The following is a 24,869-nucleotide window of genomic DNA, read 5'->3' as shown; positions in this document are numbered from 1 at the left end:
CGATACAATCGAATTATGCAGGCGCTCGACCCCGACCTCCTCAAGACCTTCCTCGCTTTCGTCGATGGCGGCTCGCTGGCGAAGGCGGCGTCCGCCGTCGGCCGCTCGCCGTCGGCGGTGACGGCGCAGATGCAGCGTCTGGAGGAGATCGTCGGCGAGCCGCTGCTTGCTCCCCAGGGCCGCGGGCGCGCCCTGACGCCGGCGGGCGAGGATCTGGTCGGCCATGCCAGGCGCATCCTTGCCGTCCACACCGAGGCCTGGCTGGCGCTGAAGGGCGCGCGTGCCGGCGGCCGCGTCGCCATCGGCACCACGCAGGATTTTGCCGATCGCGGCCTGCCGGAGCTGCTGCGCGCCTTCGCCGTCAGCCATCCGCGCGTCAGGATCGAATTGCGCGTCGGCCGCTCCGCCGAGCTCGCGCAGGCGCTGCAAACCGGCCAGCTCGATCTCGCGATCACCATTCGCCAGGCCCCGACGCCGGACGAGGTCGCGGTGATCGGCGAGCCGATGCTGTGGCTCTGCTCGCAAAGAGGGCTGGCTGCGCGCGAAGAGGAGTTGCCGCTGGCGCTGCTCGATCCGCATTGCGGCTTTCGCGAAGCCGCGCTCGCGGCGCTCGACGCTACGGGCCGCCGCTACCGCATCGCCGCCGGCAGCGCCAGCCTTGCCGGCTTGCGTACGGCGGTCGATGCCGGCATCGCGCTTACCTTGCGCACGGCGCGCTTTGCCCATTCCGGCATTGTCGAAGCGCCGCGCGAACTTGGCCTGCCGCCGGTTCCGACGGCAGAATTCGCCATCCGGCTGCGCCCGGACGCCGACCGGCCGGCGCGGGACCTGGCCGCGTTGTTCGGCGAGGGCCTTGCACCGTCGGCAATCCCGGGCTGAGCGTTCGCGCCAAAGAAAAAGCCGACCTAATGGGTCGGCTTTAAGTAGGGCGGGTCGAGGGGTTTGGGGGGACTTGGGGGTGACCCGCCATCGCAACAATGCCTGAGTCGGATGATGGTTCCGTGACCGGCAAAATATTTTTCAGTTGGCGGCTGAACGTCTAGCCACGAGCCAGTCGCGCCCGGCATGGGCAAACACCGCGCAAAGCACGATCGCGCCGCCGATGATGCTGGCGGCCGGCGGGATCTCGCCCAGGAACAGGAAGGCGAACAGGATGGCGAACGGCACCTCGGCGGAGCCGAGCAGGCCGGATTCGGGCGCCGGGATCAGCCGCGAACCCTCCGTCCACAGTATCGATGCCAGCGCGAAGGATCCACCGAATGTGGCAAGCAGCAGCGCATCCCGCGCCGAGACCGCCAGTGGATCGGTGACGAACCAGCCTAAGACGAACAGCAGGAAGGCCGATACCGCGCCCGCCCACACCACTGGCGTGTCGCGGAAGGCGCGCACCATGATCATGTAGAGCGCGCTGCCGGCGGTCATCAGCAGCGCCAGCCCATCACCGACGAGATGGCCGGTGCCAAAGCCCGCCCACACCATGACGCCGACGCCGCAGAGCGACACGGCGGCGGCTAGCATCGTCTGCAGTCGGACCTTTTCGCGCACCAGCAGGAAGGCGAGCAACGCGGCGATGAAGGGCGAGGTCGCGTAGATGACCGCGACATTGGCGACATAGGTGAACTTGAAGGCGGCGATGAAGGCGATGCTGGCCGCCGCCCCTTCCACCGCCAGCAGCCAGCCGCGCCAGCCAAGCCGCAGGCTTTCGCGTCCGCTGGCGCGCCTGCGCCGCCACAGAACGTAGAGCGCGATCAGTATCGACCCGACGAAACCGCGCCAGCAGGTGATGGTCAGCGGATCGGCATGGATCGATTTCGTCAGCACGCCGGTGAGGCCGAACACGACCGACGACGCCGACACCAGGATGATGCCCAGCGTGCGCTCGGCAGCCGCCTTGGCCGCTCCCTGCGCGAAAGTGTCCGGCGGATCGAGGGAATCAGTCATGCCGCCAGTCTATTGTCCTCCTGCTGACATCATTCTGTCAGTTGCTACCCTAAAGCCGTTTGCGGAAATGCTCATTGCCGACGATGAGCAGGCCGGCGGCGACGATCAGCACCGCCCCCAGGAATACCTCGCGGCGTGGCACGTCGCCCCAGATGGCGAAGCCGAGCGCGAACGCCCAGACCAGCGACGTGTACTCGAACGGCGCCACGATCGACACCGGCGCCCGTTTCATGCCTTCGAACAAAAGATATTGCGCCATGCCGCCGAGCGCCCCGACGCTGGCCAGAAGCAGCAACTGGCCGCCATCGGGCGTCTGCCACCAGATCAGCGCCGGCACCGCCGAGAAGAGCAGGAAGTAGAAATTGTTGAGCACGAGCTGGATGGTCGTGCGCTCCTGCATCGCCGTCTTGCGCAACAGCACCACGGCGATACCCCAAAGCAAGGCGGCGGCCAGCACAAGCAGCATCGGCAGCGAGACGCCGAGATGGGTCGGATCGCAGGCGACGAACACGCCCGCAAAGCCGATCAGCACCGCCAGCCAGCGCAGCAGCGGCACCTTCTCGCCAAGCATGAACACCGACAGCACGGTGACGATGATCGGGGCGGCATAGTAGATGGTGGTCAGCTCGGCGAGCTGCAGGGCTCGGGCGGCATTGTAGTAGCAAAGCCAGGCCGCCAGCGTGAAGGCGCTGCGCACCAGCATCGGCCGCATGATGGGCGAGCGCGCCGTATCCGTGAACAGGCGCCGCCCGCCGATCGCCGCGCAGGCGGCAAGGATGGTGATCGAGCGGAAGAACATGATCTGCCAGACGCTGATGCCGACGACCAGCAGCTTGATCGCCGCGTCCTGCGCCGAAAACAGGAAATAGGCGCCGCCGGTCAAGAGGATGCCGGCAAGCACCCTTTCGCGGCTATCGAGAATGGCGACATCGGCCATGCGGCACCGGTCTGCGGATATTGCTTGAAATTGGCCCAGCAGGATCAGCCTACACGGGCGACAGCCCGCGCGGCGCTACGCCAGCTCCAGGCTTGCGTTAGGGCACAGGCTGGCGTCCTGCATTCGCCCGATGCCTACAGAGCGCTTGCAGTGGTCGCTGGCGCACCCCGCGAGGTGGCGCCGCCCATGTCCGGCGTCCTGCAATGCTGGACGGCCACAGCCCAATCAGCTAATTTCGGGGCTCGCGGATTGATCGGCGTGGCTCACCCGCAAGTGGGCTGCTGGGAGGCGCGCCAATGTGTGCGCTGCATAAGTCCGGGAGTTTCGATGACCGACGTGATCGATCGACTGGTGACGGCGATGAACGCGCATCAGCTCGACGCTGTCACCGCGCTCATCCATGAGAACTATCGCAGCGTACAGCCGGCGCACCCGGGCAGAGCCTTCGTCGGGCGCGACCAGATGCGCGCCAACTGGGAGGCCATGTTCGCGGGAATACCCGACTTCCACGCGACCGTCACGCGCTCGGTCCAGGACGGTGACACGACCTGGACGGAATGGCATTGGTCCGGCACCCGCGGCGACGGGCAACCCTTCGAGGTGCGCGGGGTCACGCTGTTCGAGATCGTCGACGATCAGATTGTGGCCGGGCGACTGTATCTAGAAGACGTCGAGCGGCAGCTTGTCGGCATCGAAGACGCGGTTGAGGCCCTCTCCGGGCGCCGTCCGCCAACGGCTGGCACCGGTTCGTGACCTCGCGACCGCGCCGCGGCAGAGACCGGCAGCTTCGCCGGGCTATGCACTTGGAAGGGTAGGTTGGCTTTGAAAGGTGAAGCCACGTTCGGCCCAGGCTCGCGAAATCAGGCCAGGGCTGGCAATGATGCCGCCGGATGGTAGTCTACGAGAAAGCCCCTTCTGAGGGAGTGCGGGTGAGAAGATTTCTCGTGACTGGCGCAGTGCTGCTTGCAAGCACTGGCAGCTTATACGCTCAGGGGGAGGCCGCAGCCGTTCATCGTGACGCACGAGGACCGTCGACAATGTGCGGTCTCCACGGTGCTGACTCGCATGATTTTCTCAGGCAGGTGAAGGCATCCACAGCCCTTCATCGGACACAGGATTCGGCCCGCTTCGAATTGTTCGTTTCAGATGACGGACTTACGCTGTGGGTTTTCACAAGGCCCACCGAGGACGCCTATCCAGCCGTAACATGCAGGCGCCTCAACAGGGATGGGCAGGGCCATTGGATCGCGAAACGGTCTCTGCGCTGTGAGGCAGGCCGCATTGCCTGCGACAGTCTGGTTGTGGAATTTCAAAGGCTCGACGAGCAGTTCCAACGCTCGCTCGCTGATGGGAAGTAGAATACCTGCGAGGCAAGGGCACATAACGTTTGGTAGTGTCTCAGTTTGAAATCTGACGCCTCGCTTGTCGCGATCCAGCCCGAATGCCTATATGCTTACCGGAAAGCATGGGAGATAGCGCCATGGACGAGGCGACCGCGCGAGCGCTGATCGAGGATCATTTCGAGTGGGCCGGCAAGGATGAGGTCCGCGCGTCCGAAATCTATGCGGACGATGCCGTGATTGAGTTCCCCCAGAGTGGCGAGCGGCTTCGTGGGAAAGCAAACATTATCGCGTTCAGAACCGCTTACCCCGCCGATGTGACCTTCGAAATGCACCGGATTATTGGATGCGATCATCTGTGGGTGAACGAGTATACGATCCGCTACAACAAGGAAAAGCCGCACAAGGTGGTGGGGATCATGGAGTTTCGCGATGGCAGAGTATTTCGGGAGCGGCTGTATATCAATGAGCCTTGGGAACCACCCGCATGGCGCGCCCAATGGGTAGAGCTAATGACGGAGAAAGACCAGCGAGGGGAACGTGCCGACCGGACCTAAAGGCCAGAAGCGCCCCGCCGATGTGATCGGCAATGCCGTCCGCGTGATGCGCATTGCTACCGGCGAGGAACCGACGAAGTGCAGGACGACGGCAAGAGCGCCGCCGCCAAAGAACTTGGATCCAAGGGCGGAAAGAAGCGCGCCGCCAACATGACGCCGGAGCGGCGCGCCGAGATCGCTAGTTGCTGGACGTGGTGTTCTTCACCGTCATGCCGACGTTCGGCGGGCCGCTTGCCTTGCTGGTTTTGGAGCTATTGATTCTAATCCCGCTGGCGAAGCGGATGGGCATGCAAGAGATCGCCCAAATCCTCAGTAGCGTTCTGCACCGCATGGCCGGCAAGGCCGGCGACAGCAACTAGATTTCAAACTGAGACACTACCTAACGTTTACTGCGTTGCCTGGTAGAGTTCCGCCGCCGCCTCCTTCAGCGCGCGTCTTCCGTCCGGCCTGAAATACATCATATGCCCGCCCTCCACGACGTCGAGGCGGATGGGTTTGGCATCGGCGAGCGGCGGAACCTGGTTCACGAGATAGCGCGAGGCGAGATACGGCGTGACCAGGTCGGTGTAGCCGTTGACGATGACGACGCCGAGAGCGGGGTTCAGCGAGCGCGCCCGCTGCAGATCGTCCATTACGCCGGCATAGCCTTGCCGGGTGGTGCCGTAGTCCCAATTGTGGGTGACCTCGCCATTGAGCAGCCGGTAGCTGACATCGGTGTGGAAATTGAGCTCGTCGCTGATATAGCCGACGAAGGCCGAGGTGAGCGCCGCCACGCTGCGGTCGAGCACCGGATCGGGGCCTGCGATGCGAGCGCTCTCGGGCGCGATGTCGGCTGTCCCGATCATGCCGTCATAGGGGCTGAGCACCTTTCCTTTGGCGCGCTGAAACTCCCTGGCGAACAGGCTGGTCGGGATGCGGGCGAAATTGCGCTGGACGAGGTCGAGCGGCAGCCCGGTGATGTCGGCCACGTGCTGGCTGGCCAACCTTCCGCCTTGCTCCAGCCCGCTGGCCAAAGCGGTGAGGTAGTCGCCCATCGCATAATGCTCGACCTCGGCGAGCTTTTGCCGCAACGCATCGCCGCTGACGCCTTCGCTGCTGAGGCGCACCGCCGCCAGCGACGGCAGTTCGAGCGCCCAGTGCAGCGGCTCGAATTCGTCCGGCTGCACCAGCATGAATTCCAGCGCCGGCGAGATCAGCACGATGCCGCTGGGGCTGATGCCGATATCCTCCTGCAGCGTGCGGGCAAGCAGCGCTGCGCGGAAGCCGCCATAGCTTTCGCCGGCGAGGAAGAGCGGCGATCCGGTGCGGCCGTTCTTTGCCAGATAGAGCCGGATGAAGGCGCCGATCGAACTGGCATCCTGGTTGACGCCCCAGAAGTCGTGCGTGTCCTGGCCAGGCGCCTCGCGGCTGTAGCCGGTTCCGACCGGATCGACGAAGACAAGGTCGGTCATGTCGAGCCAGCTGTCCGGATTGTCGATGAGTGTTTGCGGCGAGGGCAGGAATTCCCCGTCGGATCCGGTGGCGATGATGCGCGGCCCGAGCGCACCGAGATGCAGATAGGCGGAGGCCGCGCCGGGGCCGCCGTTGAAGACGAAGGTGATGGGGCGAGGGGAAGCCTTCGCCGGACCTTCCGATGGCGGCAGCGTATAGGCGACGTAGAAAATCTCGGCCGTGACATCACCCTTGCCGGAAAGCAGCGACAGCGTGCCGGCCTTGGCCTGATAGTCCAGCTTGCGCCCGGCGATGGTGATCGAATGATTGGTCGTCTGCGGCTGCGGCAAGAGCGATAGCACCCCGCCCGCGGGCGCCGGCCGCTGAGTGGTCTCGGCAAGGCCGGGTTGCGCGAAAGCGGCAAGCATCAGCAGGGTGAGGGGGACGAGTTTCAGCTTGAACCGCATGATGCCTCCGCGGGAACAACTCCCGCATAGGTATGGCCGGGGCGGTCGAAGTCAAAGGGGATGATGGACAGGTCAGTGGTTCAGCATCACAAAAGTCGAGTTCCTCCGCGCCCCCCTCTGTCCGGCAGGACAGAGGGGGGCGCTGTCCCGCCAGCGTATCAGTGCTATCAAGACACGAAGGACTCGAAAGGAGCGCAAATGGACGCGACCGCACTCAAGGCCATGCAGGCGCCTCTGAAGGAAGCCTATCGCGAGGACGCCTCGCTCGCGCTGATCACGCTTCGCGCCAGGGGCTCGATCGACGACCAGTCGATCGCCTGCAAGGTCGAGACCGGCAGGGCGCTTGCCATCGCCGGTCTGCACCCGGCGACCGGCGGGACCGGGCTCGAGCTCTGCTCGGGCGACATGCTGCTCGAAGCGCTGGTCGCCTGCGCCGGCGTCACGCTGAAGGCGGTGGCGACGGCGCTGGAATTCAAACTCGGCGCCGCTACGGTGCAGGCGGAAGGCGACCTCGATTTTCGCGGCACGCTGGGCGTCGCCAGGGATGCGCCGGTCGGCTTCCGCGCCATCCGGCTGAATTTCGACCTCGATACCGACGAGCCGCAGGAGCGCATCGATTCATTGCTCAAGCTCACCGAACGCTATTGCGTGGTGTTCCAGACGATCAGCAACAAGCCGGAACTGACGGTCAGCGCGCGGCGCTGAAACCGCCAATCTCCCCCACGAGGGGGAGATCAGCAGCTTCAGCGTCGCTACTGCGCCGAGGGCTCTTCGGCATCCCCTTCGTCGGTGAAGGGCGAGGCGCTCGGCACGCACTGCACCGCCCAGCCCTGTGGGGTCGGCTGCTTCTGGTATTCGGTGATGGCGTTGGTGCACTGTTCGCGGGTGTCGAAGGTGCTGGGCAGCACCACCATGCCGCCCTGCGGGCCGGCGATCACCAGATACCAGACCAATGCTACGCTGGGAGCAGCCATGGGAATTCCTTACTGTGTTGGTGTGGGAGAGTCGGCCGATCCTAGCAACTCCGGGCGAGCGGTGAAAGCTCGCCCGGCGCGCGGTGAATGCGCGCGACATCACAGCCGCGTGATGTCAGCCCTGCTCTCCAAGGCGTCATTCGACGGCAAAGCAGTAGAAGAGGCCGTCGCCGCCGGTGCCCTGCAGCGCCTCCTGGCTGCAGCCGCCGCGCGAGGCATGCGAGGAATTCCACGACTTGGCCGCCGCCGAATCGTCGAGCCCGGTGCGGTCGTGGTGGCCCATCATGGCCACTCCCTCCGCGCCGCTCATTGTCCAGTCGCCACAGGTCTGGTCGGCGATCTTTGTGCCGTCGGGTTTCGAGCCGGTCAGCACGTCATGCCGGTTCGGCTTGTCGCCGCGGCCGTTGACCACCTCGCCCTTCTCGTTGAGCGCCGTCTGCTTGCTGATGGCATTGGCGTCGCCGTGCAGCGAAACGACATCGTCGGCGATCTTCTCACCCTTGGCGTTGAACCAGGGACCCTTGCCGATGCGGTCGCGCGCATCCTCGGCGCTGGTCGACAGATAGGCATGCCAGGTCTTGCCCTTGACGCCGGCGGCTTCGGCCAGCGAAGCGCAATGCGCGTCGGCGCCCTTCAGCCCGCCGAGATCGGCCCCCTTGCCGGAGCCGACACTGGTGACGAAGAAACTCATCTTCGCGTCTTGCGAGAGCGCAGCGCCCGCCGTGACGGCAAAAGCGGCGGCAGTCGCGGTGGCGGCAACGAGAATAGATTTGCGCATGGCGGTCCTCCGGTTTCGAATGTCCTACATTCGAAGAACGTAGCCGGAGGCGTATTTAATCCGCCTTGAGCCGAGCTTTATTCCGGTTGCTGGTAGGCGACGAAGCGGTTGTGCTTGGCCTGGAAGATAAGCCCGGTTTCCTTCAGCTCCGGGCTTGCCAGCGGCAGGATGCGCCTGGCGATCTCGGACGGATGCGGCAGCGTCTCCGGGTCTTCGCCGGGCACGGCCTGCGCGCGCATGGCGGTACGGGTGGCACCGGGATCGGCGGCGTTCACCCTCAGCGGCAGGCTCTGCGTCTCGTGCGCCCAGGAGCGCATCATCGTCTCGACAGCCGCCTTCGAGGCTGCGTAGGGCGCCCAGAAGGCGCGCGCCGAGTGCGCCGCGTTGGAGGACATGATGATGGCGCGGCCGGCATCGGAAAGCCGCAGCAGCGGGTCGACCGAGCGGATCAGCCGCCAGGTCGCGGTGACGTTGATGGTCATCACCTTCTCGAAGGTCTTGGCCTCGACGTGGCCGATCGGCGAGATGACGCCGAGCACGGCGGCGTTCGCCACGAGGATGTCGAGCTTGCCCCAGCGTTCATGGATGGCGCCGCCCAGCCGGTCGATACCCGCCATGTCGGCAAGGTCGAGCGGCACCAACGTTGCCTCGCCCTTGCCGGTCCTGGCGTGTTCGGCCTTGATCTGGTCGTCGAGTTCTTCCAGCCCGCCGACGGTGCGGGCCACCGCGATCACATGCGCGCCGGCGGCTGCCAATTCCTTGGCCATGGAATAGCCGATACCGCGCGAGGCACCGGTGACGACCGCCAGGCGGCCGGAAAGGTCGAGGGTCATGCGAGAGCTTCCGTGAGGTGGTCCGGCCTACGCGCCGCTGGTCGCCAGCAGCGACAGCGTGCGCACATTGTCGTGGCCTTCGAAGTCGAGCAGCCGGGTCGGATACTGGCCGGTGAAGCAGGCGTCGCAGAACTGCGGCTGGTCGTTGTCGCGCCGCGCCTCGCCGACGGCGCGGTAGAGCCCGTCGATCGACAGGAAGCCGAGCGAATCGACACGGATGAACTCGGCCATCTCCTCGACCGACATGCGCGAGGCGAGCAGCTTCGACTTCTCCGGCGTGTCGACGCCGTAGAAGCACGACGCACTGGTCGGCGGCGATGCGATGCGCATGTGCACTTCCCTGGCGCCCGCGTCGCGCACCATCTGCACGATCTTCTGGCTGGTGGTGCCGCGCACGATGGAATCGTCGACCAGCACCACGCGCTTGCCCTCGATCATGCGGCGGTTGGCGTTGTGCTTGAGCTTGACGCCCATGTGGCGGATCGAATCGCCGGGCTGGATGAAGGTGCGGCCGACATAGTGGTTGCGGATGATGCCGAGCTCGAAGGGGATGCCGGCCGCCTGGGAAAAGCCGATCGCCGCCGGCGTGCCGGAATCCGGCACCGGCACGACGATGTCGGCCTCGACCGGGTTTTCCTGCGCCAGCTCGGCGCCGATGCGCTTGCGCACTTCGTAGACGTTGCGGCCCTCGACCGAAGAATCCGGCCGCGCGAAATAGACATATTCGAAGATGCAGAAGCGGGTCTTCTGCGGTTCGAACGGGAACAGGCTCTCGATGCCCTTGGAGGTGATGACGACCATCTCGCCGGGCTTCAGGTCGCGCACGAAGCGGGCGCCGATGATATCGAGCGCGCAGGTCTCGGAGGCGAGGATCCAGGCGCCGTCAAGATCGCCCAGCACCAGGGGGCGGATACCCAGCGGATCGCGGCAGCCGATCATCTTCTTGGCGGTCATCGCCACCAGCGAGAAGGCGCCCTCGACCTGGCGCACAGCGTCGATGAAGCGCGAATTGAGATCCCGCTCCTTGCTGGTCGCGACCAGATGCAGCAGCGTCTCGGTGTCGGAGGTGGAGGAAAAGATCGCGCCCTGTTTCTGTAGCGCGCGCTGCACGGTCATGGCGTTGGTGAGGTTGCCGTTGTGGGCGACCGCGAAGCCGCCTTCGGCGAGCTCGGCGAAGAAGGGCTGGATGTTGCGCAGGCCGGCGCCGCCGGTGGTGGCGTAGCGCGTGTGGCCGATGGCGCGGTTGCCTTGCAGGCTGTCGATGACGCGCTGCTTGGTGAAGGTGTCACCGATCAGGCCGACATGGCGTTCGACATGGAACTGGCTGCCGTCATAGGAGACGATGCCGGCCGCTTCCTGGCCGCGATGCTGCAGCGCATGCAGGCCGAGCGTGACGATCGCCGCCGCATCCTGGCGGCCGAAAATGCCGAACACGCCGCACTCGTCGTGGAAATGGTCGTCGGCCTCGGCGGAAAGCACGTCGCCTGCGTCTGCCTTCGAAACTGCCATGGGGGCTCAAGCTCCGCTAAAGTCGCCATATAAGGCGATCGCTCGTCGAAAGCAACGCATGCCTTGCGGCGTTCACACCATCGTCAATCCCCGGCAAGCACCCGCTTTGCCGCGGGCGCTCGTTCTGGCAGGGATCAGTTTGCCGGCGCCGGAGCGGCGGGAGCCGGCGCGGGCGCGTTATCGGCCGGTGCTTCGCCTTCGTTTTCATCGGCCGGCGCATCGGCGTCATCGCCATTTGCCGGCGGTTCGGCCGCCGGCTGGTCGGTCGTGGCACCTGGCGCCGCCGGCGTTTCAGCCGCAGGCGCGCCCTTGTGGGTGTATTTGTTGACGAGCTCTTCCGTGTTCTCCGGCAGCAGGCTTTCGAGCTTGGCGCCGATCGTCTCCAGCAGCGGCCGCGACTTGGCGTTGGCGACCCAGCCCGGCGCCTTGGCGCCGGCCAGCCAGTTGAAGAACAGCAGCGCCACCGCGACCACCAGGATGCCGCGCGCCGCGCCGTAGAGGAAACCGAGCGTGCGGTCGAGCGCGCCGATGCGGGAATCGATGATCCAGTCGGCGAGCTTCATGGTGATGACGGAAACGACAATCAGCGCGATGATGAAGACGACGCCGGCTGCGGCCGCCATGGCGATCTTGTCGTTGTCGACATAGGGCTGAACGTAAGGCAGAACCGGCTTGTAGAAGAAGAACGCCGCCACCGCCGCCGCTACCCATGACACGATGGAGAGCACCTCGCGCGAAAAGCCGCGCACCATGGCGAGCATCGCCGAGACCAGGGTGAAGCCGACGAGAATTCCGTCAAGCAGCGTAATCGGCATGTCCTTCGCCCCACTCCATGTCTCTACCGCTCGACGAGCCGCGTCATTCTTGCTCGTCGGCGCGGCTGCGCCGTGAGCCGGCTATGCGCGCGACGAGGTCGGCAAGCTCGGTGGGCTGGAAAGCGCTGGCCCCGATCCCCCCAGCGCCATTGCCACCGACAAGGTCCTCGCTGCCCAAGGGCAGTACCGCGCTACCGAAACCCAGCTTTTCGGCCTCTTTGAGGCGCTGCTGCGCATGCGCAACCGGCCTCACCGCACCCGACAGGCTGATTTCGCCGAAATAGACGCAATCGGCGGGAAGGGCAAGACCGGTGAGCGACGAAACCAGCGCGGCGGCCACCGCCAGATCGGCCGCCGGCTCGCTGATCCGGTAGCCGCCGGCGACATTGAGGTAGACATCATGGCTGCCGAAGCGCACGCCGCAATGCGCCTCCAGCACCGCGAGCACCATCGACAGCCGCGCGCCGTCCCAGCCGACGACAGCGCGGCGTGGGGTGCCGAGCGAGGACGGCGCCACCAGCGCCTGGATCTCGACCAGCACTGGACGCGTGCCCTCCATGCCGGCGAAAACGGCCGCTCCCGGCGACTTCGCGTGGCGCTCGCCGAGAAAAAGCTCGGACGGGTTGGCGACCTCGCGCAGCCCCTTGTCCGACATCTCGAACACGCCGATCTCGTCGGTCGGTCCAAAACGGTTCTTCACCGTGCGCAGGATGCGATAGTGGTGGCCGCCTTCGCCTTCGAAATAGAGCACGGCGTCGACCATGTGCTCGACGACGCGCGGGCCGGCGATCTGGCCTTCCTTGGTGACGTGGCCGACGAGCACGATCGCCGCGCCTGTGGATTTCGCATAGCGGATCATCGCCTGGGCGGCGGCGCGCACCTGGGTGACGGTGCCAGGCGCCGAATCGGCAAGGTCGGTCCACAGCGTCTGGATCGAATCGAGGATGACGAGGTCCGGCCGCTTGCCGTCGGAGATCGTCGCCAGGATGTCCTCGACATTGGTCTCGGCGGCGAGCTCGACCGGCGTCGAGGCGACGCCGAGGCGCTGCGCCCGCAGCCTGATCTGCGCTACCGCCTCCTCGCCGGAGACATAGACGATGCGGTGGCCCCTGGAGGCGAGTGCTGCGGCGGCTTGCGTAAGCAGCGTCGACTTGCCGATGCCGGGATCGCCGCCGACCAGGAGCGCCGAGCCGCGCACGAAACCGCCGCCCGTGGCGCGGTCGAGCTCGCCGATGCCCGACACAATGCGCGGCGCGTCCTCGATGTCGCCGGAGAGGCTGGTCAGCACCACCGCGCGCCCCTTGCGGGCATTGCGCGTGTTGGCCGGCCCCGAGCCGATGCCGCCCGCCGTGCCTTCCTCGACCAGCGTGTTCCACTCGCCGCAGGCATCGCATTTACCGGCCCAGCGCTGATGCACCGATCCGCAATTCTGGCAGATGAACTGGACGCGGGATTTGGCCATCAGTTTTGCGCTGTTCGCATATGGCGTAAGGCTGGCGTTCCCGCCCACCCCCCTCTGTCCTGCCGGACATCTCCCCCGCAAGGGGGGAGATTGGCTGTCACCAATGCTTTCGCCAATCGCCGAGGTTGCAGGACGAGCGCCGGCGCCAAAACTTCCGATCTCCCCCCTTGCGGGGGAGATGGCCGGCAGGCCAGAGGGGGGTGTGACAGAGCGCGACGGTAGGTCAAAAAGCTACTCAAACCGATCCGGCAGATGATGCTCTTCCGCCAGGTCGGAGAAGCGGGTGAATTCGCCGTGGAAGGCGAGGCTGACCGAGCCGGTCGGGCCGTGGCGCTGCTTGGCCACGATCACCTCGGCCTTGCCGCGCATCTCGTTCATCTCGTTTTCCCATTTGACGTATTCCTCAGTGCCGAGCTTCGGTTCGCGGTTCTTCAGGTAGTACTCCTCGCGATAGACGAACAGCACCACGTCGGCGTCCTGCTCGATGGAGCCAGATTCACGCAGGTCCGAGAGTTGCGGACGCTTGTCGTCACGGCTTTCGACCTGACGCGAGAGCTGCGACAGCGCGATGATTGGCACGCCGAGCTCCTTGGCCAGCGCCTTCAGGCCCGTGGTGATCTCGGTGATCTCCTGCACGCGGTTCTGCGAGGCCTTGGCGCTGGAGCCTTGCATCAGCTGGATATAGTCGATGACGATGAGGTCGAGGCCGCGCTGGCGCTTCAGGCGGCGCGCGCGGGCGGACAGCTGGGCGATCGAGATACCGCCGGTCTGATCGATGAACAGCGGGATCTTCTGCATGGTCTGCGAGCAGGCGACCAGTTTTTCGAAATCCATCTCGGAGATCTCGCCGCGGCGGATCTTCGATGACGAGATTTCGGTCTGCTCGGAGATGATACGGGTGGCGAGCTGCTCGGACGACATTTCCAGCGAAAAGAAGCCGACGACGCCGCCATTGGCGGCCTTGAACGAGCCGTCGGCCTGCTGCGCCGGCACATAGGCCTCGGCGATGTTGAAGGCGATGTTGGTGGCAAGCGACGTCTTGCCCATGCCGGGGCGGCCGGCAAGCACGATCAGGTCGGAGGGCTGCAGGCCGCCCATGCGGCGGTCGAGGTCGCGCAGGCCGGTGGCGATGCCCGACAGGCCACCGTCGCGCATATAGGCGGCATTGGCCATGTCGACGGCGGTCTTGACCGCATCGGTGAAGCTCTCGAAGCCGCCATCGTAGCGGCCAGTCTCGGCCAGTTCGAACAGCCGCCGCTCGGCATCCTCGATCTGGTCGGAGGGCGACATGTCGACGGGCGCGTCATAGGCGATGTTGACCATGTCCTCGCCGACGGTGATCAGCGCGCGGCGCGTGGCGAGGTCGTAGATGGCGCGGCCATAGTCGGTGGCGTTGACGACGGTGACCGCCTCGACCGCAAGCCGCACGATATATTGCGCCACCGTCATGTCGCCGACCTTTTCGTCGGCGGGAAGGAAGGTCTTCAGCGTGATCGGCGTCGCGATCTTGCCCATGCGGATGAGCTCGGCCGCCACCTCGAAGATCCTGCGGTGCAGCGGCTCGTAGAAGTGTCCCGGCTTGAGGAAGTCGGAGACCCGGTAGAAGGCGTCGTTGTTGACGAGGATAGCGCCGAGCAGCGCCTGCTCCGCCTCGATGTTGTTCGGTGCCTCGCGATAGAGCGGTTGCTCCGCCACGCCGAATTTGCGCGCTGCCTCAGCCATGATGTCCCCGATTTCGATCCCGACCCCTCGATAGCAAGAACGAGATGAGTCGGTGCTGACCTTTCTGCATCACCCCACGGCCAATCAGCCTTGATGCCCGCTGTTCACAGGAACGGCAAACCGTCCACAGGACAGAATTCCCGTGCCCCGATTCCGGTTGACTCGGCAAGGTCGCGATTCTACGCGAAGGTCTGGAACAAATAAAGAACAATCGTCATTCAAATATCCAGCGAGTCGCCCCAGTCCGCCCGCCGCGCCGCCTTGAACATTTCGCCGTCGCGCTTGCTGAAAAGCGTCTCGCCGGCATTGCCATCAGAACGGCAAAGCTTGAGCAGGACCTTGCCGGAGCCGGCTTTCGGTGGCGCGATCACCCGTGCCGGCCGGACCGGCGCCGGTCGCCGCGAGGCGGCGATGTAGATGAACTTCTCGTCCTCCCACGGCACGTCGGCGTCCTTGGCGAGGCGATGCAGGCGCGAGCGGGCGACTCGGCGCGAGAAATGGCACCAGTCGGGCTGGGCGAGCGGGCAGGGCGCCTCGTGCGGACACGGCGCCAGCACATGCGCGCCGGCCTCGACCAGTTGCCGGCGCACGGCAAGAATTCGCTGCCAGCCGGCCGGCGTGCCCGGCTCGACGATCAGTAGCGTGTCGGCAGTCAACTGCCAGAGCCGGCCGACAAGCTTGGGCAGCGAGGCCGGCACGATCTCGTCCAGCACATAGGCAGCTGTGACCAGATCGGCGGGCTGGAGATCGGCGAGATCGATCGTGGCGTCGCCGGCGAGCCACTCCGTCCTGGCGGCGATCGCATCAGTGGCAAGCGACTGGCCGATCTTGCGCACCGCCGCACTCGCCTCGAGCATTACCGCCGCTTCGAGACCGGACCAGAGATCAGTCGTGGCCCAAAGCATCGTGCCGGGCCCGGCGCCGATATCGAGCAGGCTCTTCGGCTGAAAATCTGGGCGTGCTTCGGTGAGCGCGTCGAGGCTGGCGCTGACTGCGGCGTAGGTGGCGGGCAGCCTGGTCGCCAGATAGGCCTTCACCGCCATGTCGTCGCCCATGTGCAGGCGACCGTCGCGCAGCTCAGCGCGGTAGCGGTCGGACAGCGTCCTCGCCGCCTGTTTGAGGGCCGGCAGCGGCACCTTTTCGAGCAGGTTGTCGACACCTTGCCGGAGCGGGGCGGGGAGTTCCACGGCTCAGGCTCCCTTAGAACTGGATGATTTCAGGTCGCATCGACCTGAAATCATCCAGTTCCAGGTCAAAGAGATAGAGCATGATGTCCTCCGAAAACCGCCTCACACTTTTCGGCATCATGCTCTGGGCGCGAGCAGGATGACCGAGGCGCCGACGATGCAGAGCGCTGCTCCGCTGAGGTCCCAGCGGTCGGGGCGCACGCCTTCCACCAGCCACAGCCAGGCAAGCGATGCCGCAATGTAGATGCCGCCATAGGCCGCATAGGCGCGGCCGGCGGCCGATGTGTCGACCAGCGCCAGCAGGAAGCCGAACAAGGCGAGCGAGACGAGGCCCGGCGCCAGCCATAGCGGCGACTTCTCCAGCCGCCACCAGGCCCAGAACGAAAAGCAGCCGGCGATCTCGGCCAGCGCGGCTGCGATGTAGATGAGGTAGGTCATGAAAAAGGTCTCGCGATAACGAGACCTTTTTCATGCTTGGGCAGCCTATGGCAAGGACAATGGGCGAATTGGCCGCGATGCCGCTGGCGTCCTACTCGCCGTCCGCCACTTTCCTGCGCCGGGCTGGTTTGGCCACCGCCGGTTCCTGCCGGCGGCCCATGTCGCGCATTTCCAGCGCCTTCTCGCATTTTCCCATGTAGTCGCGGGTGACCGGCAGCGTGTCGTTCCTTTTGGCGAGCTGGATCTGGAAGATCACCAGGTCCTGCCAGCGGAAGGCGGCCTCCGAGGCGGCGAGATAGAATTCCCACATGCGGCAGAAGCGCTCGTCATAGATCGCCTTGGCTTTGTCGCGGTTGGCGGCGAAGCGCAGGCCCCAATGCTTCAGCGTGTCTGCATAATGCAGCCTGAGCATCTCGATGTCGGTGACGACGAGGCCCGACTTCTCGATCGCCGGCATCACTTCGGAAAGCGCAGGTATGTAGCCGCCCGGGAAGATGTATTTGCGGACGAAGGCGCTGGTCGCCCACGGCACGCCGGAACGGCCGATCGTGTGCAGCAGCATCACGCCGTCGGGCTTGAGCAGCGTCGCCGACTTGTCAAAGAAGGTGCGGTAATGGTTGACGCCGACATGTTCGAACATGCCGACCGAGACGATGCGGTCGAAACGTTCGTTGAGCGAGCGATAATCCTTGAGGTCGAAATGCACCCGGTCCTGCAGGCCCAGCGTATGCGCGCGGTCGGTGGCGACGCCATGCTGCTCGGTCGACAGTGTGACACCTTGCACGTCGACGTCGAAGGCCTTGGCGAGATAGAGGCCGAGCCCGCCCCAGCCGGAGCCAATGTCGAGCACGGTCTGGCCGGCCTTCAGCCGGAGCTTGGCGGCGATGTGGCGCTTCTTGGCGGCCTGCGCCTCGTCCAGCGTCATGTCGGGCTGCTCGAAATAGGCGCAGGAATACTGCATGTCCTCGTCGAGGAAGAGCCGGTAGAGGTCGCCGGAGAGGTCGTAATGGCGCTGCACGTTGCGGCGCGAGCGCGACGCGGTGTTGATCTGCTGCAAACGGCGGAAGGCGTGGCGCAGGCCTTCGATCGCCTTCGACCATGTCGCGTCGATGCCGCCGCTGCCCATGTTCTGGAAGGCAATGCGCATCACCCCAAGCACGCCGCCTTCGAGGATATCGAGTTCGCCGTCCATATAGGCTTCCGGCACTGCCAGCATCGGATCGAAGGTGATGGCGCGTTCGGCGTGCTTGGTCTTGATGTGCATATGCACTGGCTCGCCGCTGCCGTCGCCGAAGATGACTGTCGAGCCCTTGGGCCCGGTCACCTTGAGATTGCCGGTGCGAACCAGGCGGTCGAGAAGGCGTTTCAATAGAATGTTCATGACCAAATGTCCCCAACGTCAGACAGACTGGCCTGGCGCAGGGTCCCGAAATCGGTTCCGATTTCGCGGGGGGATCCATGCGCCAAGTCGAAGGACTACGACGTCCTTTGTGCGTCCAAAGGACGCGCGACGCTGTAGTCTGCCTCAAGATATAGGGGTTCGAAAAGTTCCATTTGGTATAAAAATGCCCGGGCGCGAGGCCCGGGCATTGGTCCAGTCGAAACCGGAAAGCGACAAGGCGTGTTCGAGCGCCGCTGCGGCGCTCGATCGTGCCAGGTCAGCCGTTCTCTTCGCCGCCTTCGAACTCGGCGTTCGGGTCAAAGAAGTTTTCCGGCCGCGCATTGTCGTTGATGTCGTCGCCATAGATGGCTTCGGCGGTGGTCAGCGTCTCGCCCTTGGCCTGACGCTCGGCTTCGTCGGCCGTGCGGGCGATGTTGAGCGTGATCGTGACCTCGACTTCCGGATGCAGCGCGATCGCCACATTGGTGAGGCCGATGGTCTTGATCGGATGGTTGAGCTGGATCTGGTTGCGGTTGACCGAGAAGCCCTCCGCCGTCAGCAGGTCGGCGATGTCGCGGGTCGACACCGAGCCGTAGAGCTGGCCGGTCTCGCCGGCCGAACGCACGGCCACGAAGCTCTTGCCGTCGAGCTTTTCGGCAACCTGCGAGGCTTCCGACTTGCGCTCGAGGTTACGCGCTTCGAGCTGAGCGCGCTGGCCTTCGAACTTCTTCTTGTTGGTTTCGTTGGCGCGCAGCGCCTTGCCCTGCGGCAGCAGGAAATTGCGGGCGAACCCGTCCTTGACCTTGACGGTGTCGCCCATCTGGCCGAGGCGGGAAACGCGTTCGAGAAGAATGACTTCCATGGTTTTGTTCCTTCATCTGGGCAATCGATCCCTCAGGGACCGTCGCCGAATGGTCTGGAACAGGTCAGGAAGCAAAAAGGGCGTTGCCGCCGGTGTCGCTGTCCTGCCTGTCGCGGCAGTTAGAGGTCTTGCAACCTCAACTCGGGATTTGATGTTCTGCCCGCCACGCCCGTCGCGGCGGTGAAAAAAGCGGGCGGCAAGCCGCCCGCTTCGGAAGTCTTAGCGAACCACGTAGGGCAGCAGGCCGAGGAAGCGGGCGCGCTTGATCGCCTTGGCGAGCTCGCGCTGCTTCTTCTGGCTGACGGCGGTGATGCGCGACGGCACGATCTTGCCGCGCTCGGAAATGTAGCGCTGCAGCAGACGCACGTCCTTGTAGTCGATCTTGGGCGCGTTGGCGCCGGAGAACGGGCAGGTCTTGCGGCGGCGATGGAACGGGCGCCGGGTCGGGATCTGGTTGATGTCGACCATTATTCTGCACCCCCTTCAAAGCCTTCGCGCGGACGGCGCGGACCACGGTCGCCGCCGCCATCACGGTCGCCGCCGAACGAACGCGGGCCACGGTCGCCGCGATCGCGGTCGCCGAAGCTGCGCGCCGGGCGGTCGCCACGGTCGCGGTCGCCGAAGCCGCCGCGCTCGGAGCGCTCTTCGCGCTTCTGCATCATCGCGGAGGGACCTTCCTCATGCGCCTCGACCTTGACGGTCAGGAAGCGCAGCACGTCCTCGGACAGGCCCATCTGGCGCTCCATCTCGTTGAGCGCGGCCGGCGGGCAGGTGAGGTCCATAAGGGTGTAGTATGCCTTCCGGTTCTTGTTGACCCGGTAGGTGAGGGACTTCAGTCCCCAGTTCTCGACCCGGCCGACGGACCCGCCATTCGCGGTGATGACGCCCTTGTACTGTTCGACAAGCGCATCGACCTGCTGCTGCGAGAGGTCCTGCCGGGCAAGGAACACATGTTCGTATAGAGCCATAGTGATCGGTGCCTTTCTTCGTTTCTCTCCCGGTTCCTCGCGGCTAAAGCCTCTGCAACTTCTCTGACCCGCGAAAGCGGGGAAGAAAGGAGCATGACGAGACGGTCGAGAGCGGAGACACGGGAGGCGGAAGCGCTTCTGGCTTCACACGCGGGTTTTCGAGAAAACCCGCGGCCCTCCGTTCAGCCCCCAGCAAGGACCGGCAGATTGCCGGCGTCTATACAGCAATTCCCGAGGAAGGCAAGGGAGGGGCGTCGGTCCTTGCTGTCACAGTCGGGAAAAACGCCGATGTTCTGGGACGAACGATTTTATCGATTTTCCGGTAATCCCGCTTTAACCACCAAGAGCGGTTGTTTTGGGTTGTAACACTAATTTCACGGCGAGAAGTGCACGAAACCGGGTGACCGCGCGGGGGCGGTCTGGTTGGGCGACCCGGGGGTAGGATGCTTCTCAAGAATTTCTGGCGCTCGAAGCGCGGCAACTTCGCGCTGATGCTGGCGCTCGGCGTGCCGGCGATCCTCACGGCCGTGGCCTTCGCCACCGATGTCTCGACACTGATGAAGGCCAAGAGCAATCTGCAGAACGCGCTCGACGCGGCCAATCTTGCCTCCTCGCATCTCGGCGACATCGACATCTCGCGCACCGATGCCTTCAACCGCTATTTCCAGGCCAACGTCGCGACCCACGGCGAACTGTCGAACGCCGAGGCCACGCTCAGCGTCGACAAGGGCGTCAACTACATCAAGACCAAGGCTGTCGCTTCGGCCGACGTCAATTTGAACTTCGCTTTCCTGTTCGGCGGCGACAGGCACATCACTGTCGACGCCTCGGCGATGGAATCGAACAACCAGCTCGAAGTCGTGCTGGTGCTCGACAACACCGGCTCCATGGCCGGCGCGCGCATCAGCGCGCTGAGGCAGGCGACCAAATCGCTGCTCGACTATCTCGAGGCGGCCAAGTCGCCGACCCGCGAGGTGCGCGCCTCGCTGGTGCCGTTCGTTACCGCCGTCAACGTCGACGGCCCCGAATTCGACCCGTCCTGGATCGACATGAACGGCAAGTCGTCCACCAACGGCATCAATTTCCCGGCAGTAAAAGGCAAACGTCCCGATCACATGTCGCTGTTCAAGCAGCTTCAGCAGGATGTTCCGGCTTTGAAGCACACCGGCTGGAAGGGGACCGGCTGGAAAGGCTGCGTCGAGGCGCGGCCGGGTGCCTACAACATCTCCGACACGCCGCCCGATCCGTCCAACCCCGACACGCTGTTCGTCCCCTATTTCGCGCCGGACGATCCCGACGTCGCCCGCAAGCCGTCCGCTTCCTACGGCAATTCGTCGACCGGCTACAACAATTCCTATCTGGACGACACGATCGACAAGACCAAGCTGGCGCTGCCGGGCGTCAACCTCCTCGGTGTCGATCTTACCGGCGTGCCAGACGCCAACGTCAACAAGATCGCGCGGTATGTCGCCTCGACCAACAAGATCGTCATCGAGGCCGGCAGCACCATCACTATCGGTCCGAACCGTGCCTGCCCGACGCCGATCGTCCCGCTGACCGACGATTTCGACGGCCTGCGCACCGCCGCCGCCCAGATGAGCGAATGGAACGGCTCAGGCACCAATGTCTCGGAAGGGCTGGCCTGGGGCATGCGGGTGCTGTCGCCGCAGGCGCCCTATACCGACGCGACGCCCTGGAAGACCTCGGGGGTCAGCAAGGTCGTAATGCTCTTGACCGACGGCGAAAACGTCGTCTACGGCGCCAGCGGCCAGCCGACCAAGTCGGACTATACGTCCTACGGCCATCTTGCCGGCGCCCGCTTCGGCTCCGACAACCAGACGGCGGCTGCGCGCAATGTCGATGGCTGGACCAAGGACGTCTGCACGCAGCTCAAGAGCCAGGGCGTGCAGGTCTACACCATGGTGCTGCAGGCCGACACGGCGGCCAACCGCGCGCTTTACAGCGCCTGCGCCTCCGATCCGAGCGACTATTACGCCGTCAATGATCCGAGCAAGTTGCCGAACGTCTTCCAGACCATCGCCAACAAATTCTCAAAGTTGCAGCTGACCAACTGAACGGCGGTTCCGCCCCGCCGGCTCAGCTCGTATGGGCGACGACCTTGTCGACCGTTTCGGGGAAGAAGTCCGGAGCGGCGTTTCGCTTGCCGAACATCATGTCGTACTGGATCAGGCGGAAATCGTTGATCGCCGGGTCGATCTTCTTCTGCCGCGCCCAGTCGGGCGTGGCCTCGCCGGCCGGCGAGAGCAGAAGGTTGCGGTCGACGACGCGGTAGCGCTCACGCAAGGCACCGAGGAAGCCGGTGTAATAAGGATGCGTGATGCCGGCTGTCGTCAGGATGTGGTAGGGCAAGAAGGCAGGGCTCACCGCGCCCATGTCCTCGGCCGGACCGGTGCGGTTCGACCAGATGATCAGCGGCGTCTGGTGGTGCTCGAGCGCAGCCTCCGGCGAGGGTTCCTTGCGCGGCGCCACATTGTCCTTGAGGAAGCCGGTCTCGACATAAACCGGGCCGAGCGGCGGCAAGTGGTCGCCGAAGAAGGCGATCACCGTCGGCCGCTCGCGCTTCTTTGCCCATTCGACCAGCCGCTGCAGCCCGCGGTCGGCGTCGGACGATCCTTCGGCGTAGGAGAGTAGCGATTCCCGCGCCCAGGAGCTGATTGGCGCTGCGACCTTGTGGGTCGGATTGTAATAGCGGTACGGCTCGTAGGGCCCATGGTTCTGCAGGCTGACGGCGAACAGGAAGACCGGATCCTCGCTGTCGTCGGCCTCGCGGATGATCTCGTCGGTCATCGCCGCGTCGGAGGCGAGTGGCCCGCGCTTTTCCATCGGCGGCAGCGTCTCCTCCGAGCGGAAGTCGGTGAAGCCGAAATCGGCATAGACCGCGCCGCGGTTCCAGAACCAGTTGGTGCCGGGATGGATGGCGCGCGCCCGGTAGCCCTCGCTCTTCAGGAAGGTCGCCAGCGACGGCGTCGGCGTGCGCACATATTGCTGGTAGGGGATGGAGCCCGCCGGCAGGAAGGCGTTGGAAAAGCCGGTCAGCGCCTCGAACTCGATGTTGGCGGTCATTCCGCCGAATTCCGGCGAGAACATGTAGCCGGAACGCAGCGCCCGCACATTTGGGATCGGGTCCGGCGTGATGGTGACGCCGGGCAGCTTGGTCGGATCCCAGAAGGATTCGCTCATGACGATGATGATGTCTGGCTTCTCGTCGGGCACCGAGGCCGCCACCTCGGGCCTCTCGATCGCCGCGATCGCCTTGTCGGAATAGCCCGAAGGCGCCGAGACATGCGCCATCGGCACGTTGAGCGCGAAGGCCAGCGCAAAACCGTTGGAGGCGTAGTTTTCCTTCTGGTCCCACATGATCGGGATGATCTGCAGCCGATCGCGGGTCCACGAGAAGGTGGCGTAATCCATGATCGAGACGAAGAAGGCGAGCAGCGGCACCGCCAGCGTCAGCCGCGCCAGCCGTCCCTTGCGGCTGAGGATCGGCACCTTGCGGCGCCACAGGCGCCAGCCATAGACGAGCAGCGCTAGGCCGGCGACGATCCCCACTGCCAGCATGGCGGCGGTCCACGGCCGTTCGCGCACCAGAAGCGGCATCAGCGCCATGATCTGGCGGGAATAGAGGAAATCGGTCGGGTAGAGCGGATCACCGAGATAGTGCGATTTCTGGTGGCCGACAAAGGCCAGCGCCAGCGTCAGCGGCGCCACGATCATCAGGCCCTGGTGGCTGCGGCCGATGACGGCGTCGAGACCGATCAGCACCAGCGCGAAGACGATGATGGTGGTCCAGCCCGGCTTGAAGGGCTGCAGGAAGAAGGCGACCGTGCCGGAAAAATCGCCGCGCACGATCCATTCGATGGCGAAAACCAGTATGGCAGAGGCGAGAAGGGTGGCGAGACCGTAGCGGACGATCGGCCATCTGCGCCCCGGCAGGTAGCCGGTGGACGGATCGTCTTCCAAGAACTGTGGCGCGGGTTTGACCGCGCCCTTCCTGATCCTTGCCACTTCACTTCCCCCGGCCCGCGCAACGCGTTTTTCCACCCGCGTCACCGTTCTGTCATGGAACTGTCATCTAAAAGCTAGCGGCCTGTGGCGAAAATAAGAAGAGCCAGCAAACGATTCGTGAGCGGTTTTCATCATCAGTGATCGCCAAAAAGCCTTTTGGAACAGGCACTCGGGCGGGATTTCGCTTCCGGATGGGGCAGCGCGGGCTTGACTTGCCCGTCCGCCTTGCGCCACAGGCAGGAAAAATCAGCCATTGGAGAGCCTCGACATGGCCGTCGCATTCACCTTTCCGGGACAGGGCAGCCAGGCTGTCGGCATGGGCAAAGACCTGGCAGACGCCTTTCCCGAGGCGCGCAAGGTGTTCGAGGAAGTCGACGCCGCGCTCGGCGAAAAACTGTCGAAGCTGATCTGGGAGGGGCCGGAAGAGACGCTGACGCTGACCGCCAACGCCCAGCCGGCGCTGATGGCGGTGTCGCTGGCCGCGATCCGGGCGCTGGAAGCGCGAGGCTTCTCGCTGAGAGACAAGGTGGCCTACGTCGCCGGGCATTCGCTGGGCGAATATTCGGCGCTTGCCGCCGCCGGCTTCGTTTCAGTGGCGGACGCAGCGCGGCTGCTGCGTGCGCGCGGCAACGCCATGCAGGCGGCGGTGCCGGCGGGCGAGGGCGCCATGGCGGCGATCATCGGGCTGGAGCAGGCCGATGTCGAAGCCGCCTGCACCGAGGCGGCGAAAGGCTCCGTCTGCCAGATCGCCAACGACAATGGTGGCGGCCAGCTGGTGATCTCCGGCGCCAAACCAGCGGTCGAGCTGGCGGCGAAACTGTGCACCGAAAAGGGCGCCAAGCGGGCGCTGATGCTGCAGGTCTCGGCGCCTTTCCACTCGGCGCTGATGCAGCCTGCGGCCGAAATCATGCGCGAGGCGCTGGCCGGCGTGGCAAAGAATTCCCCGGCTGTTCCCGTCGTCTCCAACGTCACCGTGACGCCGACCAGCGACCCGGATGAGATCGCCCGGCGGCTGGTCGAGCAGGTGACGGGCCGCGTGCGCTGGCGCGAGACGGTCGAATGGTTCGCCGCCAACGGCGTCGCGACGCTTTATGAGGTGGGTGCCGGCAAGGTTCTGTCGGGCCTGGCGCGGCGCATCAACCGTGATGTCGCCACCGGCGCCGTGGGCACCGCGGCCGATGTCGAAGCGGCGCTGGCCGCGCTTGCATAATCCACTGGCGATTTGAACGCACCCATGTGAA

At 65.1% G+C, this 24,869-nt stretch carries 24 protein-coding genes; 7 read left to right on the top strand and 17 right to left on the bottom strand.

Translation table 11 applies throughout. The features are described from left to right. Window positions 1-15: 15 nt before the first annotated feature. Window positions 16-879, top strand: coding sequence for a LysR substrate-binding domain-containing protein (locus JG743_RS23740; RefSeq protein WP_202293141.1), 864 nt, complete (start codon window positions 16-18; stop codon window positions 877-879). Between the two features lie 141 nt (window positions 880-1,020). Here JG743_RS23740 and JG743_RS23735 read toward each other — a convergent pair whose 3' ends face one another. Both JG743_RS23735 and JG743_RS23730 read right to left on the bottom strand, forming a co-directional pair. Next, window positions 1,021-1,941, bottom strand: coding sequence for a DMT family transporter (locus JG743_RS23735; RefSeq protein ID WP_202293140.1), 921 nt, complete (start codon window positions 1,939-1,941; stop codon window positions 1,021-1,023). Between the two features lie 49 nt (window positions 1,942-1,990). After that, window positions 1,991-2,878 carry a DMT family transporter gene (locus tag JG743_RS23730; RefSeq protein ID WP_202293139.1) on the bottom strand — a complete coding sequence of 296 codons (888 nt, stop codon included), beginning with the start codon at window positions 2,876-2,878 and terminating at the stop codon, window positions 1,991-1,993. Window positions 2,879-3,205: 327 nt separating this feature from the next. On the opposite strand from JG743_RS23730, the gene JG743_RS23725 reads away from it, so the two are divergent. The 3 genes from JG743_RS23725 (at window position 3,206) to JG743_RS23715 (ending at window position 5,134) form a co-directional block, all read left to right on the top strand. Next, window positions 3,206-3,631, top strand: coding sequence for a nuclear transport factor 2 family protein (locus tag JG743_RS23725; RefSeq protein WP_202293138.1), 426 nt, complete (start codon window positions 3,206-3,208; stop codon window positions 3,629-3,631). Between the two features lie 727 nt (window positions 3,632-4,358). Beyond that, the gene (locus JG743_RS23720) at window positions 4,359-4,775 is read left to right on the top strand and encodes a nuclear transport factor 2 family protein (RefSeq protein WP_202293137.1); all 417 of its coding nucleotides are present in this window, start codon (window positions 4,359-4,361) and stop codon (window positions 4,773-4,775) included. A gap of 182 nt (window positions 4,776-4,957) precedes the next feature. After that, window positions 4,958-5,134 carry a hypothetical protein gene (locus JG743_RS23715; protein WP_202293136.1) on the top strand — a complete coding sequence of 59 codons (177 nt, stop codon included), beginning with the start codon at window positions 4,958-4,960 and terminating at the stop codon, window positions 5,132-5,134. Window positions 5,135-5,161: 27 nt separating this feature from the next. Here JG743_RS23715 and JG743_RS23710 read toward each other — a convergent pair whose 3' ends face one another. Next, on the bottom strand, window positions 5,162-6,673 hold the full coding sequence (locus JG743_RS23710) for a S10 family peptidase (protein WP_202293135.1): 1,512 nt from the start codon (window positions 6,671-6,673) through the stop codon (window positions 5,162-5,164). Between the two features lie 198 nt (window positions 6,674-6,871). On the opposite strand from JG743_RS23710, the gene JG743_RS23705 reads away from it, so the two are divergent. Beyond that, window positions 6,872-7,378, top strand: a complete 507-nt coding sequence (locus JG743_RS23705) for an OsmC family protein (protein ID WP_202293134.1) — start codon at window positions 6,872-6,874, stop codon at window positions 7,376-7,378. Window positions 7,379-7,425: 47 nt separating this feature from the next. On the opposite strand, the gene JG743_RS23700 is transcribed toward JG743_RS23705, so the two are convergent. The 13 genes from JG743_RS23700 to rpsF form a co-directional block, all read right to left on the bottom strand. Next, complete coding sequence (locus JG743_RS23700) at window positions 7,426-7,647, bottom strand: hypothetical protein (protein WP_126055664.1); 222 nt, start codon at window positions 7,645-7,647, stop codon at window positions 7,426-7,428. A gap of 136 nt (window positions 7,648-7,783) precedes the next feature. After that, window positions 7,784-8,425, bottom strand: coding sequence for a hypothetical protein (locus tag JG743_RS23695; protein ID WP_202293133.1), 642 nt, complete (start codon window positions 8,423-8,425; stop codon window positions 7,784-7,786). 77 nt (window positions 8,426-8,502) lie between these two features. Further along, the gene (locus JG743_RS23690) at window positions 8,503-9,258 is read right to left on the bottom strand and encodes an SDR family NAD(P)-dependent oxidoreductase (protein WP_202293132.1); all 756 of its coding nucleotides are present in this window, start codon (window positions 9,256-9,258) and stop codon (window positions 8,503-8,505) included. 27 nt (window positions 9,259-9,285) lie between these two features. After that, window positions 9,286-10,767: an amidophosphoribosyltransferase gene (gene purF / locus JG743_RS23685; protein WP_202293131.1), complete on the bottom strand. Its 1,482-nt coding sequence runs from the start codon at window positions 10,765-10,767 to the stop codon at window positions 9,286-9,288. 134 nt (window positions 10,768-10,901) lie between these two features. Then, a complete protein-coding gene (locus JG743_RS23680) occupies window positions 10,902-11,582 on the bottom strand; it encodes a CvpA family protein (protein ID WP_202293130.1) in 681 nt (226 codons plus the stop codon). Window positions 11,583-11,625: 43 nt separating this feature from the next. Further along, window positions 11,626-13,044, bottom strand: a complete 1,419-nt coding sequence (gene radA / locus JG743_RS23675) for a DNA repair protein RadA (protein WP_202293129.1) — start codon at window positions 13,042-13,044, stop codon at window positions 11,626-11,628. 231 nt (window positions 13,045-13,275) lie between these two features. After that, complete coding sequence (locus JG743_RS23670) at window positions 13,276-14,766, bottom strand: replicative DNA helicase (protein WP_202293128.1); 1,491 nt, start codon at window positions 14,764-14,766, stop codon at window positions 13,276-13,278. A gap of 218 nt (window positions 14,767-14,984) precedes the next feature. Beyond that, entirely contained in the window at window positions 14,985-15,953 is a 969-nt protein-coding gene (locus JG743_RS23665; RefSeq protein WP_202293127.1) for a small ribosomal subunit Rsm22 family protein, read from the bottom strand. A gap of 117 nt (window positions 15,954-16,070) precedes the next feature. Further along, on the bottom strand, window positions 16,071-16,391 hold the full coding sequence (locus JG743_RS23660; RefSeq protein ID WP_202293126.1) for a YnfA family protein: 321 nt from the start codon (window positions 16,389-16,391) through the stop codon (window positions 16,071-16,073). Between the two features lie 91 nt (window positions 16,392-16,482). Next, window positions 16,483-17,772, bottom strand: a complete 1,290-nt coding sequence (locus JG743_RS23655) for an SAM-dependent methyltransferase (RefSeq protein ID WP_202293125.1) — start codon at window positions 17,770-17,772, stop codon at window positions 16,483-16,485. Between the two features lie 277 nt (window positions 17,773-18,049). Next, window positions 18,050-18,634 carry a 50S ribosomal protein L9 gene (gene rplI, locus JG743_RS23650; RefSeq protein ID WP_202293124.1) on the bottom strand — a complete coding sequence of 195 codons (585 nt, stop codon included), beginning with the start codon at window positions 18,632-18,634 and terminating at the stop codon, window positions 18,050-18,052. 219 nt (window positions 18,635-18,853) lie between these two features. Next, window positions 18,854-19,102: a 30S ribosomal protein S18 gene (gene rpsR / locus JG743_RS23645; RefSeq protein WP_006203718.1), complete on the bottom strand. Its 249-nt coding sequence runs from the start codon at window positions 19,100-19,102 to the stop codon at window positions 18,854-18,856. Then, complete coding sequence (gene rpsF, locus JG743_RS23640) at window positions 19,102-19,602, bottom strand: 30S ribosomal protein S6 (protein WP_202293123.1); 501 nt, start codon at window positions 19,600-19,602, stop codon at window positions 19,102-19,104. Before rpsF ends, rpsR begins: the two co-directional genes overlap by 1 nt. 443 nt (window positions 19,603-20,045) lie before the next feature. On the opposite strand from rpsF, the gene JG743_RS23635 reads away from it, so the two are divergent. Then, a complete protein-coding gene (locus JG743_RS23635) occupies window positions 20,046-21,677 on the top strand; it encodes a pilus assembly protein (RefSeq protein ID WP_202293122.1) in 1,632 nt (543 codons plus the stop codon). 22 nt (window positions 21,678-21,699) lie between these two features. On the opposite strand, the gene JG743_RS23630 is transcribed toward JG743_RS23635, so the two are convergent. After that, the gene (locus JG743_RS23630; protein WP_202293121.1) at window positions 21,700-23,628 is read right to left on the bottom strand and encodes an LTA synthase family protein; all 1,929 of its coding nucleotides are present in this window, start codon (window positions 23,626-23,628) and stop codon (window positions 21,700-21,702) included. Window positions 23,629-23,896: 268 nt separating this feature from the next. On the opposite strand from JG743_RS23630, the gene fabD reads away from it, so the two are divergent. Beyond that, window positions 23,897-24,838, top strand: a complete 942-nt coding sequence (fabD, locus tag JG743_RS23625; RefSeq protein WP_202293120.1) for an ACP S-malonyltransferase — start codon at window positions 23,897-23,899, stop codon at window positions 24,836-24,838. The last annotated feature ends 31 nt before the right edge of the window (window positions 24,839-24,869 follow it).

The organism is Mesorhizobium sp. 131-2-1, from assembly GCF_016756535.1.
In the GTDB taxonomy this organism is placed as follows: domain Bacteria; phylum Pseudomonadota; class Alphaproteobacteria; order Rhizobiales; family Rhizobiaceae; genus Mesorhizobium.
The sequence above is the reverse complement of the archived record's forward strand: the minus strand, read 5'-3'. Positions and strand labels throughout refer to the sequence as shown.